Here is a 15,891-nt window from a genome sequence, read left to right on the forward strand (position 1 = left end):
ATTGCTAATATGCGGTTAAGGTTCTCCATACGCTTACAGCTGCTTGTGTTGTCGCTGTTCTTTTTTGCCATTCCCTACCTTGGCTATAATTACGTATGGGAGCTAGAGCAATACCTTCGCACAGGTCAAGAGCAAACCATGATAGGTACGGCGAGGGCGGTAGCAACAGCGCTGCATGAACGCCCTGCGTTATTCGACAGCGAGTCTGCCTATTTAAAAGACGTACGCCCGGGCACTGATTTATACGCCCCGCCCATTCCTTATCCTATTCAGCTTGACGGTGAACTAAACGATTGGCAACAAGTTGACGACTTGCTTACCCACTATGGCGCTAATGAAATTGTTGAGCGCTTTACTAACCTTCATACTAACGACGAAAACCAGGGCGCAGCTAGCGTGAACAAAGGCACAGATAAAGCGATTAGCCTCTCATTCGAGCATATGGTAGGCCGATACGATCAGTTCCTCTATGCCATGTTCAACGTTAGTGACGACGCCTTGTTATGGCGACAGGCAAATAGTTTAAGTGTGGAGCGGGGTGACCATTTACTTATTGGTATGCAAACCCCAGCAGGTCAATTAGCACGATACGTAGTAGCCCCTTACGAAAGTGGCTGGGTAAATGCGTTTAAATTAGCAGAATCGGGCACAACAAATCGCGCGGTGGAAAATGCGTTAAGTATTCAAGGTCGCTGGCAAGAAACCGCTACTGGCTACAATATTGAACTTCGCTTTCCCCTTTCCATGACCTCTGGCGCTCTCGCCTTTGCCATTGTCGATGTGGACGACCCTGTAACTAGGCAAAAACGCTACGCCATTGGCACCGCTAACACCAACAACATTGATGAACTAGGTACGGTGGTAACCCCGTCACCTGAAATTGAGCGCATATTAGCAGGGCTAAAATATGCCGACTCACGCGTATGGGTGATAGATAATCACAAGCGGGTATTGGCACGAGCAGGCGATATACAAACGGCCTCAGGGCTAAATACTGCCAAAAGAGAAGCAAGCGAAAACCCGGTATGGCGCTGGGTAGAAACCCATTGGCTACTGCCCTTATATTACCATATTCTCACTAAGCCACCGGCTGATTTTGTGGATGAACTAGAGGATGCTTATGCGTTGGCTGGCCGAGATATAGGCTTAGCCCTTAATGGTCAACCGGATTCATTATGGCGCTTAACGCCAGATAACAAAGCCGTGGTAGTGTCTGCTGCTTACCCTATCTTTATTGAGGGCGCGGTAATGGGCGCAGTGGTGGTGGAGCAAACCACTAACGGTATACGCACATTAAGAAACCGGGCTTTAGAGCAGCTATTCCACGTTATTTTGGCAGTAATGTTACTGGGCACGCTAGGTTTATTGCTTTTCGCTAGCAGAATATCAAATCGTATTAGGCGGCTTCGAGACAACACCGAGGCAATTATTGATGCTAACGGTAAAATTGTAGGCAAACTACCTATTGCCAAAGAGGGTGATGAAATTGGCGATCTTTCACGAGCGTTTTCTGATGTTTTATTGCGACTACAGCAATATAACTCCTATTTAGAGAACATGGCTTCTCGGCTTTCCCATGAACTTAGAACCCCAATAGCCGTAGTGAAGTCATCTCTTGATGCGTTATCTCAAGTTAGCGCTCAGGCGAATACGCAACAAGATGTTTTCGTTCAACGTGCCCAATCCGGTATAAGCCGGTTAAGTTCTATTTTAAATGCCATGAGTGAAGCCACACGATTAGAACAAGCCATTGCGCAGGAAGAGGTGACCACGTTCAATATGATTGACGTAATTAAAGGCTGCGTGGGTGGGTATCAACATGCTTATACAGACAGGCAGTTTTCACTATCTTGTTCACAAGACACAGCGATGCTAAAGGGCGCCCCCGACCTTATCGCGCAAATGTTTGATAAAATTATTTCTAACGCGGTCGATTTTAGTCAACCCGACGACATCATAGATGTAGCCGTTTATACCAAAGACAAAAGAATTGTCCTCACTGTGAGCAACCCTGGGCCCCTATTGCCCGAAGGCATGAAAAAACAACTCGTACAATCAATGGTATCGGTTCGCCCTGAGTCTGAGGCGGCGCAATCAGCAGGTTCACCACATCTAGGTTTGGGGCTTTATATCGCTGACATTATTGTCGCTTTTCATCAAGGTACGCTCGCCCTGGCCAACCGAGATGACAAACGCGGAGTGATTGTTTCCGTTAACTTCCCAAAGATCTGATGCGCTACGCTATTTGAGGTGGTTTGAAAACCACCGTCCCTTTGCTGTTATATCCCCTTTTAACGCAGTCCTTTAAGTTTTTCTAAAAAACCTCTAAAATAAATTACGGGTGAGAATTGTTCTCATTAGCATTTACATTCATTTACTACTTGAATACACTTCGATTCCTAAACACACACAGGGAATACACACACAATGAAAAATAAAACGTTAACGATGGGTGCACAAACCATTGCTGCGGCCTTAGCTTTCGGACACGGCGCTGCAATTGCACAAACTCAAGAAACTGAAATCTGTAAAGATAAAACCGAAGCGGAGTGTAAAGCGCAACAAGACGAAATTGAGCTAATTCGCATCCATGGTGTTCAGCAGTCTATCTATCGCTATGACAAGTCTGGCGACCCGCGTCGTTTAGCCGACCTTGTTGATACACCACAAACCATTAGTGTTCTTACACAAGACCAAATTCAAGAAAGTGGTAAAACTGACCTTAAAGATATTCTTGCTGCGCAAGCCGGTGTAACTCTTGGTACAGGTGAGAATGGTAATGCTTTTGGTGATCGCTATGTAATACGTGGCCACGAAGCACGCAGCGATGTTTTTGTTGATGGTTTGCGTGACCCAGGTATGACTACCCGTGAAAGTTTCGCCACCGAACGTGTTGAAATTACTAAAGGCCCAAGTTCAACATTTGCGGGCCGCGGTTCATCAGGCGGTGCGGTAAACAGCATTACGAAAAAAGCCTCTACTAGCTATAACTTTGGTCGTGTTGATGCCGCCATTGGTACCGATGAGCACACGCGCTTAACGGTAGATTTGAATAAGACCTTAACGGAAAACAGTGCAATTCGTGTTAATGCACTTACGTCTCAAGAAGACAAGCCGGGTCGCGAAGGCATTGAACGTGGACGTGATGGTGTTCAGCTTTCTTATGTACTAAACCCTAACGACAGACTGTCTTTCATTGGTGATGTTTATTACCTTAATGCAGAAGATAAGCCTGACTTAGGGAGCTACTACGATCGTGACGCGGGTTATCCGTTAGAAGATATTCCTGTTTATGCACAAGATGACGACTTCCAAAACTCAGAAGTCACCACTTTTACCTTCCGTACCGAATACGAAATTAGCGACAATGTTCGTTTTTATAACGCGACTCGTGCAGGTAACACTGAAAACGAATACGTAACGACCGGTATGAGTGCAACAACCCGTGATGATTCTGATGAAACAGCACCAGGTGTAGATACACTTCGACTTAGCACGCACCAAGGCTGGCAAGAAGTAGATTACTTCACGACTCAATTTAACCTTTTCTGGGACACGTCATTTGCAGGCTTAGATCACCGTTTAGTATTTGGTTTTGAGTACAGCGATGAATCGGTTGATAACGGTGTTTTTGATATTGAAAACCTAAATACTAACTGTGCAATTGGTGGTCGTCGTGGCGTATCACAAAGCTATTGTATCCTTGATGGTGATGGAAACCTTATCGATAACATCGGGTCATTAATGGACAGAACCATTGAACGTGGTGATGAAGATGCCCTTTTCGATATTGAAACCTATGCCATTTACGCCATGGATACCTTTGCGTTAACCGATAAGTTAGACGTGTTCTTTGGCCTACGTATGGATAGCTACGACTATAGCAACCAAACTAGTAGCGACCTTTATGAGTTTTCTGATGAGTTGTTTAACGGGCACTTAGGTTTAGTATATGACATTACTGAACACGGTAATGTTTACGCCTCTTACAGCACAGCAACGAACATTAATGGCGGCGAGTCTGACCTAGGCGCAAACTGTGGTTACGGTGGACTATGTGGTACGCCTGAGCAAGCTGCGCAAGCTGATCCAGAGCATGTTGAAAACATCGAAATTGGCACAAAATGGATGCTATTTGATGAAAAATTGATGGCAAATGCATCAATCTTCCGTATTACAAAAAGCGATGTACATGAAAGTATCGGTGAAGATGACTACTCAACCATTGGTACATTAAACACGGGTGAAAACCGCGTTGAAGGTGTTGAGTTTGGTGTTAGCGGTGATATTACTGAGAAGTTTAGTGTTCAAGCCTCAGCCGCCTTCATGGACTCAGAAGTACTAGATTCATTCACAGAATCTAACATTGGTCTTACATTAAGTAACTTTGCTGACGAAAGCTTCTACTTACAACTGCGTTATCAACCCAATGAAAAGTTCGCTTTTGGTGGTGACTATACGTACAAGTCTGAAATGTTTGGTGGCCAACCTGACACTGCGGCAGGTTACGATGCTGATACGGGTGAATACTCAATTGTCGTTCCTGACTATCAAGTATTTAACTTGTTTGCGAACTACTACGCGTCTGAAAAACTAACGTTCCGTGTTAATATCGGTAACTTGTTCGATGAAGAATACTGGACTGCCGCTTATCGCTCTGGTGCCTTCATGTACATTGGTGACGGCCGTAACGTAACCGGTACGGTAAACTACGAGTTCTAAGTTAGTTTAAAGAGAAACGCAAAAAATGATCATTATTGATAACCTACTAGACGCTGACCAAGTAGAGCAATATCGGGCTGCTTTAGCCGATGTACCATTTAACGATGGAAAAGCGACCGCAATGGGCATGGCAGCAGGGGTTAAAAATAATGGTCAAGCTGATGCGCAGCACGCTACGGTTCAAGCCCTTGCCAACAACTTGTTGGCAAGCCTCGGCAACCACCCGCAAGTAGTCTCTGCTGCGCTACCTCAGCGCATTTTCCCTCCTTGTTTCAACCGTTACAGTGAATCACAAACCTACGGCTATCATGTAGATGCCGCAATCATGCGCATTCCCAATACCCCCGATGTTTTGCGTAGCGATATGTCGATGACGGTGTTTTTATCTAGCCCAAGCGATTACGAAGGCGGAGAGTTAGTTATTCAGACTGGGTTCGGCGAGCAGAAAGTCAAAGGTAACCTAGGTAGCGCTGTACTCTACCCTTCCTCAAGTTTACATAAGGTTACTCCGGTAACTCGCGGCGAGAGAATTGCCGCTATTACGTGGATGCAAAGCATGATTAGCGACCAAACTATTCGTGAAAGCTTGTATGAGCTAGACCAAAGCATTCAGTCTTTGGTGCAAGGCGGTAAAGCCAACAGAGAAGAACTCGATAAACTTCATCACGTATACCACAACCTCATTAGAAAATTCTCCATCGTGTAAACTGGACAAAACCTTACCCGTTGCGCAAGGTTATTCTTGTAGGTATGTTTTGACTGTGTCGATCTTGCCAATAGTATTTTATTGAGCGTTTTCCTAACTCATTAACATGTGACGCTTAGAATACTGTGAAATAAACCAGCTTTACCTCCGGTCTCTATATGACTGAAAAAAAAGCTTTTAGCAAAAGATAGGGTTACTCTTAGATGAATGAAATAATGTGTGGAACGTGCTTTTTTACACCTAACACTTGCTGGATTAAGCGCGTGGCGAAAAACGTGAATAAGCTTGCTGTGCTAGCCGCTCTTGCCTCTGTAGCTTTTATTGCAATGCTGGCGCCATTTAATGCGCTAGCAAATAATGTAACCGCATCAATAACGCTATTAGACGCCGAGCAGTCCTCGGTTAAAGACGGCGTTGTTATCTTCACCCCCTTATTTGATTTACCCAGCACAGAAACTAACCACTCAGAAGCAGAATCAACACCTAAAACTGCGATTATGAATCAAATCAATAAGCAGTTTGCCCCTCATGTACTTGTAGTACAAAAGAACACAGAAGTTACCTTCCCTAACGCCGATAACGTGTTCCATCATGTTTATTCTTTTTCACCCACCAAGCAGTTTGAGCTAAAGCTCTACAAAGAATTTACTGCCGAACCATTGTTCTTTGAGCAAGCTGGAATTGTGGATATTGGCTGCAACATTCACGATTGGATGCTAGGTTACATCGTTATTGCTGATAGCCCTTATTTTTTAAAAACCGCAGATGACGGAAATGCTGACATCTCACTTCCCACTGGCAAATACAGTGTTGAGTTTTGGCACCCTAACGCGCCAAACGAAACGCCCTTTATTGAAACTGAAATTGAGTTGAACAGCGATAAAAACTTCACGCTAACGTTATCGAAAGTGATAGCAAGCGATGATGATTTTGATGATGGTTTCGGTGATTATTAATGCTGAGCCGTTGTATTTTCGTTGTTTTTTGCTTCATCAATTTTCACGCTTTTTCAGATACAAGGTTGTTGCTTAGAGGTAGTATTCTTTCAGCAGATAATGCTGACACATTTCAAACAAATGGCGCCTCCCACCAGCGCTTTGAAAATAACGCAGTTGCGTTATCTCAAGCGGTGCTAGCGTATAATAAAGTGTTAAGCGATAATTGGCAGTTTCATGCTGTGGCCAATGGATATAGCGATGGAGAACAAAAACTCGGGGTTAGCCAACTCTATACTCAATACCGACCACTCACTGCATCCACCATTAAACCAGAAGTTAAGCTCGGCTTTTTCTACCCTGCAATTTCTGCTGAAAACACCGACATGGGGTGGCTGTCACCACACTTTTTATCTAATTCAGCCATTAACAGCTGGATAGGCGAAGAGCTTAGAACGTTTGGTGTAGAGGCAAGCTTAAGACAAAACGGAAGGCAAGTTAGACGTGACTGGTCATGGAAAGTAATAGGGAGCCTATTTAAGGGTAACGACACCACAGGCACCTTGTTATCATGGCGCGGCTTTGCGCTGCACGACAGGCAATCGCTGAACAATGATAGAGTAAAATTCACTCCTATTCCTGGCGTGGTATCGGAAGCGGGGATCGGTGCTCCAGCATGGACAGACCCCTTTCGTGAAATTGATACGAAAACAGGTTATTACGTGGGGGCGCATTTAGCCCATAAGCGCCGTTCAGAGTTACGTTATTATTATTACGACAACCGCGCCAATCCACTCATTTTCGACCCTGACAAAATATACGCATGGCGCACGCGATTTCACGCATTAACCCTTCGTCATATGCGTAACCGCAATGTCACCTTTTTCGGGCAAGGGCTGATAGGTGACACTTTGATGGGGGAAGACATTGTTAATAACGACTTTTACGCGGCCTACATTGCTGCAACGTATACCCATGAAGCACATCAACTTTCTACACGTTTAGATTGGTATCAAGTGATAGATAACGACAGCACCATAGATGACCCCAACAACAGTAGAGGGGAAGCCATTACCGTTAATTACACTTATGCTATGAGCTCGAAAATAGCAATATCAGCCGAGTGGCAAGTGAATCGAGGCCGCCAAGAAAATCTACGATTTTTAAACGCTACATCGGTATCTAGTGAAACCTTCCACGAAAACCTGCTTCAGCTCGCAGTTACCTACCGCATCGACTGAACAGAACTAATCATCGTTACCATTAGATTTAGACTTATCGAGCGACTTATCGAGCGACTCATCGGGTACGTTTTTGACCATCATTCGTTCTTTGCGGCGCGTCATCATTTTCGCCAATCTGCGCATACTTACCGTTGTGTCTTTTTCATCAATAATATCTACGCCCAGCAAGCGCTCTAGCAAATCGTCAAGAGTAATCACCCCTTCCAACCCGCCATACTCATCTACCACTAAAAGCATATGAACATGTTTATCGATAAAATGGTCGAAGGTTATCGACAAAGGCATAGAGCCTAATATGGTCACCATGTCTTTAGCATATTCTGACAATGGTTTATCGGTATTCCCGCGCGCTTGCGCCACAAGCAAATCTGAACGCATGACATAACCGGTGATGTTTTCCGAATCTTTGTCTTCATAAACAGGAATTCGTGAATACTCAATATGCGCGTGTTTATGGAAAAACACTTCTACCGTCATCGACTCTGCCACTGAAAACAACACTGTACGATGTGTTATGGCATCTTTTACTTTTAATTCGTGCAAGCTTAACAAGCTTTGTAAAAATACCGCCTCGTGGTTGGCCAACTGCCCTTCTTGACCTGATAGCTCGGCCATGGCGTGAAGTTCTCCGCGACTTAACCCTCGAAGTGGGCTGTCATCTTTAAAACCACGGGTAAGCAATTCAGACATCACCACAAAAGGTTTAAGAATTATAATTAGATACTTGAGGAAATAGGCTGTCACTGGCGCTAATCCACGCCAATAGGTTGCACCGACGGTTTTAGGAATTATTTCAGAAAAAACCAAGATAAGCAGCGTTAATACCGCTGAAATCACACCTAAATATGCTTCGCCAAACACACTAGCAGCCTGTGCACCCGCACCAGCAGCACCCATGGTATGCGCAATGGTATTCAACGTTAGAATTGCCGATAGCGGCGTATTGATATTATCGGTTTGCTTTCGTAGCAATATGCCGCTAGGCCGATTCTCTTTTTCTAAAACAGAGATATAGGCTGAGGACACACTTAATATGACTGCCTCAGCAATTGAGCATAAAAAAGAGAAGCCCAAGGCAATCAATACATAAACGATGAGTAAAAACATGAGTCCTTTCCGATAATCGGAGTATGAAGCAAACGACCATTATGCAAGCCTTAACCGGACTTACAAGAGCGCAGGTGAATTAAATACGAATACCGAGTAATTTACTCATAAATACAGGTATCCATATACTAAATTACCTAACCATTATTACCTTTGTGTTAACCACAACAGTCTTGATGGTTTTCTTCACGCTGTGCCAACCTAGCATTGACTTTTTTAACGCCCAATCGAGCCATTAGTGCAGCAAGAAGAATAGCGCACGCTGCATAGAGCGCTTGAATGTTAGCACCATGACTGTGTAGTTGGCTTTCCATATGAATTAAGCCTTCTAACGATAACGCTGACACCGCGTAATTAAGCAAATAGCCAAACCCAATACTGGCTGTGATTACACTAAACAAATACAAACACAGGGTTCTAAAACCCATTTCTTGTTTGATCATGCCCATGGTAGAAACATTAGTAGCCGGCCCTGCCATGAGAAATACCAGCACCGCGCCAGGAGATAACCCAGCAGCTAAAAAACCCACTGCAAGCGGCGTAGATGCCGTGGCGCAAATATACATAGGAATGCCAATGATGGCCATGACCAACATAGCGATAACCCCATCACCCCATTGAGTGAGAAAGTCTGTTGGTACCCAAGTTTTGATGGCTGCGGCTAAGGCTAGGCCAATAAGTAGCCATACCACAATATCTTCCAGCAATTTACCCGAGGCATAACGAAGCACTTGGGTAAGTTTGTTTGCTTGTTTTACTGATTCACCCTGAGTAGTGGCCGTGCCATCGCAACAACGTGTGGTTGGCTTTTCACTAGCACAACAACTCGTTTGCGCTTTATCCAACGATGCGGCTTCTTCTTGCTCTGGAGCTACAGAGGATTCACTTGAACAGCAAGATACACTGCCCGCGTGTTTATGTGGGTGCTGATGAGAGCCTTTATGAGAGTGAGTATGTGAATGTGCCGGTTTCTGAGACTTAGCGCCATCAAACCATCTCACCATAAGACCAGCATAGATTGCGCTAGCAATAGCGGCTATTGGCCTAACGATGGCGTACAGGGGGCCTAGTAATGCGTAAGAAACAGAAACACTGTCAACCCCTGTTTCAGGCGTAGAAACTAGAAATGAAATTGTCGATGGTTTAGAGGCGCCACTTCTACGCAGCCCTATCGCAGCGGGAATAACGCCACAAGAACATAAAGGTAATGGAGCACCTATTACCGCGGCTTTCGTGATAGAGGCGGTTGAGCTGCTTCCCATGTGGCGCTCTAAAAAGCTGACCGGCACTAATTCGTGCATAATACCCGCCACCAGCAGGCCAAGTAACAGCCACGGAGCAGACTCCATAAATAGGCTGATGAAATTTTGCACTAATAGCATTAGGTCAGTCATACCACTCCAAACGAACCGCGTTGAACATTTATATTTTTCACATGCTGATTTGCTTTGCCGACTTGCTATCCGACTTCCGACTTCCGACTTCCAGCTTAATGTGCCAATTTACTTGGCGGTAAATCTACCAAATCAGGCGAATGCGTATGATAGCAAATTTACGCGCCTACCGTGAATGAACGAGAAGTAATCCACCTCATCGAATAACCCGATTGCCTACAAAAAAGCCGACGCAGAGAATAACGCTCTACGTCGGCTTTGTATAAAGCTAGCGCTCAACAATGTTGTGATAGCGGCTAGCTACTATTTTTACCGCTGTTGCTATTCCTTCTCGCCCACTTCGTCTTGATGTCCGCTACGAAGTTTAGCCACAACAGACCATGCTTCGAGCATCACCAACACAGACACCACTAGCACCACAGCATCTAGGAAAACTAATAGGTAATTTTCAGCAAGATAATATTCTTTAAGTTTAATTAGCCCAGCAAAGAAAGCCATGACCAAAACGAATACCATGGGTATTAATGTGTAACGGGCTGGTCTTCCCATCTTAATCAGCATGACTGAAATAACCAACAAGGTAAGACTAGCCAGTATTTGGTTTGTAGAGCCAAACAGCGGCCAAATGATCATACCGCCACCGCCTGAAGAACCACCTGCGCCGAACGCTAGCAGTAAGCAACAAGCAACCGCTAAGAAAGTGGCGACCACACCATTTTTAAGTGCTGACAATTTATAAATATCGCCCCACTCTTGAATAATGTAGCGCTGAAGACGAACACCAGAATCCATAGTTGTGCCCGCGAACAACACGACCATTACCGCCAGTATGGTTGATGAGAAAGCTTCCTGCAGCCCCCACCCTTGATGAATAAGCGCCGCGCCGCCGCTAATAAACGCACCTACGCTACCTGCACCTAAGTGACTGTAGACTTCATGCCACTCTTCTGGAGAGGCCGCAAACGCCACACCACTAACCGCAACAATGGTAATTAACGCCAAAGAACCTTCACCGATCGCCCCTAAATAACCCACGAAGCGTACATCAGTTTCCTTGTCTAACTGCTTTGAGCTGGTGCCTGAAGCCACAATACCATGAAAGCCTGACACTGCACCGCAGGCTATAGTGACGAACAATAAGGGAATTAAGCTAGGAGAGTCCATGGCCGTCTGTGTATTGAAAGCTGGCGCTGTAATGTCTGGCATAGCAAAGAAGACCGCGCCATAAAGTAAAAATAGGCCAACCAACAGCTGCATACCGTTAATAAAGTCACGGGGTTGAAGCAACATCCACACGGGTAATAAAGACGCAATGGCAGCGTAAATAAACAGGATAACGATCCAGTTCGCTTTGTCAGCTAAACCGAACATGGTTTCAGGCAAGCTAATCGGGATATAGCTACCAGCATAAACCGAGGCGTAAAGCACCACGATACCCACAAGGCAAAGAGGAATTAAACCAAAGTTACGTTTTAATAGCTGGCCAATAACAAGCGCTACGGCAATGGCTGTCCAGGCTGGGAAAACCGCATTAGGCTGAGAGACAAACGAGTTTGCTATCACCACGCCAAACACGGCATTAACCATTAACAGTACTAAAAAGATAACAATCATAAACAATGAACGAGAACGCTTGCCGATAACACTTTCAGACAAAGCTCCCATCGATTTACCCTTGTGACGCGCACTCGCCCACAAGGCCCCCATATCATGCACACCTGCAAACAATATGGTACCGAAAATAACCCAAAGTACGGCAGGCACCCAGCCCCAGTACACAGCGATAGCTGGCCCTACAATTGGCGCAGCCCCAGCAACTGACGTAAAGTGATGCCCCCAGAGCACCACTTTATTAGTAGGTACAAAATCTTTACCATCCTGCAGCTCGTGAGCAGGCGTAGTGAAGTTATCGTCTAGTTTAAATATTTTCGTGGCAATAAATTTCGAGTAAACGAACCACCCGAGGAGCATGCCCACGATCCCGAGTAATACTATGGCTATTGACTGCATATTATTGTCCTGTGTCGATGTTGCACCGCATTATTCAATTTCTTTTTTGAACGCATATACAACGCTTTTCTGTCGTTAAAAAACGCTTATTTAAACATTAAAACATTATTTACTTTTTCACGTCGCCATATTAGACCAAAGTCTATTGTGGTAGCAGCTTTTTTACACTGCTCGTACCATGCTAGTTTTGTGGCTTTTACCAATAATTTACAACAAAAATAGCAGGCTTAAAGAAAATAGCTGCTAAATATAGCGTTAATCTTACCTACACCCTTCAAATACCGCTCAGTCTCGTTTATAAAGGCTCATCAATAAATAATTCTATTAATAAGCAGTTATGGCATCACCAAAATTTCATATGGCCGTCCGTAAATATCACCGATGGTTAGGCTTTTTCTTAGCAGGCATAATGGCAATTTATGCTATCAGTGGCGTGTTACTCATTTTTCGCCCCACCGATTTCCTGAAATTCGATAAAACTGAAGTCCGTCAGTTGTCTCTAGACTTGAACGGAAAACAGGTAGCATCAAAAATTAAGGTGAAAGGTTTAAAGGTGGTTGAAGAGAATGACACCCAAGTTGTGTTAAATATGGGTACCTATGACAAGGCAGACGGTGTCGCTACTATTACCCGTAAAGACTACCCTCTTGTGCTGGCAAAAATGGTTAAGCTTCACAAGGCGACGAATAACAGCCCATTATTTTGGTTGAACATTAGCTTTGGCGTTGCGCTTTTGTTTTTCGTCATCTCTGCATTTTTGATGTTTATGCCTAAGCTGCCTATGTATAAAAACGGGCTTAAAATAGCGGGATTAGGTGCAGTAGTGGCTGTACTTGTAGTGATGTTCGGCTCATAACTTTATGTGTTCGAACCGCCGTGGTGTGGTTCGAACACTTTTTAGCACATGCTTGAACCCTGTGGTAACGTATCTGAATAGTCACGAACTCGTACGCTCACTATCAGGGAAAGATTTATGCCGCGCCAGTATAGCCTCCTTTTCACCGTAAGCACGCTTGAAATAGGTGCGCTCACTTCAGCTTTACTTGAGTTACAACACACTTCAAATGTAGCAGCGCATCTGCACAGTGAGCGTCTATGAATTTCATCGATTTCACGGTAGTGGCTATCTACCTCATGGGTTTATTAATCATGGGGTTTGTGTTTCGAAAACAAGTGAGTAAAAAGGATTACTTTCTTGCCAATCGACAGCTGGGCTGGAAACCTCTGTCTCTTTCTATTATGGCCACGCAGCTATCTGCCGTTAGCTTTATTTCGGCGCCCGCTTTTGTGGGGCTAAGAGAAGATGGTGGCCTTATTTGGTTGTCATACGAGCTGGCCCTTCCCCTTGCCATGCTAGCCCTACTCTATTTTATCTTACCGACTTTGTATCGTTCTGGCGTAGTCAGTGTTTATGACTTTTTAGAGCAACGCTTTGGCCGCTCTTCCCGGGTGCTCATTAGCGTGGTGTTTCAAATAAGCCGTTCTTTTGCCACCGCTATTATGATCTACGCCATTTCGATTATCTTGCAAAGCACGATGGGCTTAGCGTTCTGGCAAAGCGTGTTACTTATTGGTGTTATTACCCTTATTTATTCCCTTCAAGGGGGCATGAAAGCGGTGGTGTATGGTGACGCTGTGCAAATGGTATTAATAGTTGCAGGGGCATTGGTGTGTTTAGGCTTTGGGCTATACCACATAGGCGGTTGGACAAGCTTTCTTGAGCAGGTTCAGCCCGAACGACTCTCTACACTAAACACATCATCTTATGGTTTTGATGGTGAAGGCTTCGGCCTACTGCCCATGATTTTTGGTGGCATCGTGTTATACGCTTCGTATTACGGCTGCGACCAATCAGAAGCCCAGCGTTCGCTGTCGGCTAAGAGCCTAGGCGATTTGAAGAAAATTATCATGGCTGCCAGCTTCTTACGTTTCCCTATCACGTTAATTTACTGCTTTGCAGGGTTAATCATTGGCACATTAGCACTGACGACCCCAGAATTTCTTGCTCAAATTCCTGAGGACCAACCCGATTGGCTGATGCCTATCTTCATTGTTAATTACCTTCCAAACGGCATTCTAGGGTTATTGTTGGTGGCTATTTTAGCCGCGGCCATGTCCTCTTTAAGTTCAGCAATTAATAGCTTAGCGGCGGTATCTGTTGAAGATTATTGTCGAGTTGTAGGCAAAACATTGTCACCAGAAAGTACCCTTCAAGTGGCAAAGTACACTGGCATGTTTTGGGGCTTGCTTACATTGAGTTTGTCCTTTGTGGTAGATGATATTGCCCCAACTATTATAGAGGCCATCAACAAGATTGGCTCAGTCTGCTTTGGTCCTATTTTGGCTACATTTTTCTTAGGCGTGTGTACAAAACACCTTTTGGCAAAGCAGGTTAATACTGGGCTTATTGCGGGTGTATTGGTAAATATTTATTTGTGGCTCGCCCAGCCAGACGTTTTTTGGTTTTGGTGGAACGTGACTGGCTTTTTGACCGCGCTTAGTGTTTCTCTTGGAGTGTACTGGCTTAGTCACAAAAAGTTTAAACAACCCTTTATCAGAACCCGCCAAGATGTACTCACCAAAACCAATATGGCGGCCCTAATTACTTGGTGTGTTGTGCTTATTGGTATATGTATCGCCTTACCTGTGATGCTTATTCAATGACAAGCAATGTCGATTATTTATATTGCCAACGGTCGTCATCGGCGGTTAGTTGCAATTTTTAGTACACACACTAAGTAGAAACTGCTTAAGCTCTTGGTATACAGTGAGAGACTCTGGGGTTTCATAAGCGACAACGTAATCGGCATGGGATAACCCTTCGAAAACTTCCAATTGTGTTCGAACTTTCGCATCACGTAACTTACGATTTACTCGAACCGTATCGCTTAGAAACATATCTCGCGTGCCTGATATTAAAAACGTAGGCGGGAAGCCAGCAAAGTTTCCATAAAGCGGGGAAATAGAGGGATGGGTTAACCTTTCGTTTCCAGCATATAGATTAGCCGCTGCTTCCAAAAATCCTTGGTATGTCACCAAAATACGATCAACACCTTCATTGGTATAAAGAGTATCCCCGGTTTTCGTCAAATCTGCCCAAGGGGTGCCCGCATACACCGCTGAAGGCAATGGTTGTTTATCTGCAATAAGCGTTTGCACGGCTGAGAGGACTAAACCTGCTCCTGCAGACGTACCACCTATCAATAGGTTCTGTGCGCCATGTTCTGTAGCCAAGCTGCTATAAACCGACACGACATCGTTAAGTGCAGCTGGAAATGGAGCATGAGGTGGCATTCTATAATCGATACTAATCACTGTAATACCCACTCTGTGGGCGATTAATAAGCTTTCTTCTATGCTAGGCAACCCAGAAAAAAACACGTAAGCGCCCCCGTGTGCGTCAATAAACACCTTGTCTTTAAATTCAGGTGCAATTGTTTTTGGCGTCAGCCGCCTCACCGGTACGCCGTTAATTTTTTCCAAAGACACATCAACATCAAACTGCTTGCGCATTTTTTTGATTTTCTTTTTCTGATCTGCATTCCTTATTTGAATCAATTCACGCCACTGCTCTATAGATTGAGGCGTGTTGTTAACGACTTCATCAACTGACGGTATGGGGTATTGAGAAATCGCGCTTTTAAGTTCCTCGCTTGCAGCACTTGGCAGCGGAACCGTTTTAGCTGGCACGGTTAACGAAGATTCATAAGACAATTTGGCCGTATCAGTGTTGTGGGTAGAAGCCCCAGATGTAGAAGTCGAAAAGGTCATTG

11 protein-coding genes are annotated in these 15,891 nt (G+C 44.6%); 7 read left to right on the top strand and 4 right to left on the bottom strand.

Translation table 11 applies throughout. The features are described 5' to 3' along the window. The first annotated feature begins 9 nt into the window (after nt 1-9). From pdsS to AMBT_RS19195, 5 genes are all read left to right on the top strand, one after another. A complete protein-coding gene (gene pdsS / locus AMBT_RS19175; protein ID WP_013786311.1) occupies nt 10-2,232 on the top strand; it encodes a proteobacterial dedicated sortase system histidine kinase in 2,223 nt (740 codons plus the stop codon). Between the two features lie 195 nt (nt 2,233-2,427). Continuing rightward, nucleotides 2,428-4,722 carry a TonB-dependent receptor gene (locus AMBT_RS19180; RefSeq protein ID WP_013786312.1) on the top strand — a complete coding sequence of 765 codons (2,295 nt, stop codon included), beginning with the start codon at nt 2,428-2,430 and terminating at the stop codon, nt 4,720-4,722. Between the two features lie 25 nt (nt 4,723-4,747). After that, nucleotides 4,748-5,428 carry a Fe2+-dependent dioxygenase gene (locus AMBT_RS19185; protein WP_013786313.1) on the top strand — a complete coding sequence of 227 codons (681 nt, stop codon included), beginning with the start codon at nt 4,748-4,750 and terminating at the stop codon, nt 5,426-5,428. 275 nt (nt 5,429-5,703) lie between these two features. Next, nucleotides 5,704-6,384 carry a methylamine utilization protein gene (locus AMBT_RS19190; protein WP_148259132.1) on the top strand — a complete coding sequence of 227 codons (681 nt, stop codon included), beginning with the start codon at nt 5,704-5,706 and terminating at the stop codon, nt 6,382-6,384. Then, nucleotides 6,384-7,604 (top strand): hypothetical protein, encoded by a 1,221-nt coding sequence (locus AMBT_RS19195; protein ID WP_013786315.1) that lies wholly within the window; start codon nt 6,384-6,386, stop codon nt 7,602-7,604. Before AMBT_RS19190 ends, AMBT_RS19195 begins: the two co-directional genes overlap by 1 nt. 6 nt (nt 7,605-7,610) lie before the next feature. On the opposite strand, the gene AMBT_RS19200 is transcribed toward AMBT_RS19195, so the two are convergent. The 3 genes from AMBT_RS19200 to AMBT_RS19210 form a co-directional block, all read right to left on the bottom strand. Further along, nucleotides 7,611-8,714 carry a CNNM domain-containing protein gene (locus tag AMBT_RS19200; RefSeq protein ID WP_013786316.1) on the bottom strand — a complete coding sequence of 368 codons (1,104 nt, stop codon included), beginning with the start codon at nt 8,712-8,714 and terminating at the stop codon, nt 7,611-7,613. A gap of 158 nt (nt 8,715-8,872) precedes the next feature. Then, nucleotides 8,873-10,108: an SO_0444 family Cu/Zn efflux transporter gene (locus tag AMBT_RS19205; protein WP_013786317.1), complete on the bottom strand. Its 1,236-nt coding sequence runs from the start codon at nt 10,106-10,108 to the stop codon at nt 8,873-8,875. A gap of 321 nt (nt 10,109-10,429) precedes the next feature. After that, nucleotides 10,430-12,118: a carbon starvation CstA family protein gene (locus tag AMBT_RS19210; RefSeq protein WP_013786318.1), complete on the bottom strand. Its 1,689-nt coding sequence runs from the start codon at nt 12,116-12,118 to the stop codon at nt 10,430-10,432. A gap of 337 nt (nt 12,119-12,455) precedes the next feature. Here AMBT_RS19210 and AMBT_RS19215 point away from each other — a divergent pair, with 337 nt between their 5' ends. Both AMBT_RS19215 and AMBT_RS19220 read left to right on the top strand, forming a co-directional pair. After that, nucleotides 12,456-12,974 (top strand): membrane protein, encoded by a 519-nt coding sequence (locus tag AMBT_RS19215; protein ID WP_013786319.1) that lies wholly within the window; start codon nt 12,456-12,458, stop codon nt 12,972-12,974. Nucleotides 12,975-13,213: 239 nt separating this feature from the next. Continuing rightward, nucleotides 13,214-14,782, top strand: coding sequence for a sodium:solute symporter family protein (locus tag AMBT_RS19220; protein ID WP_013786321.1), 1,569 nt, complete (start codon nt 13,214-13,216; stop codon nt 14,780-14,782). A 45-nt stretch (nt 14,783-14,827) separates the two neighbouring features. Here AMBT_RS19220 and AMBT_RS19225 read toward each other — a convergent pair whose 3' ends face one another. Further along, the gene (locus AMBT_RS19225) at nt 14,828-15,889 is read right to left on the bottom strand and encodes an alpha/beta hydrolase (RefSeq protein WP_148259133.1); all 1,062 of its coding nucleotides are present in this window, start codon (nt 15,887-15,889) and stop codon (nt 14,828-14,830) included. Nucleotides 15,890-15,891: the final 2 nt, after the last annotated feature.

Source organism: Alteromonas naphthalenivorans (assembly GCF_000213655.1).
GTDB classification, from domain to species: domain Bacteria; phylum Pseudomonadota; class Gammaproteobacteria; order Enterobacterales; family Alteromonadaceae; genus Alteromonas; species Alteromonas naphthalenivorans.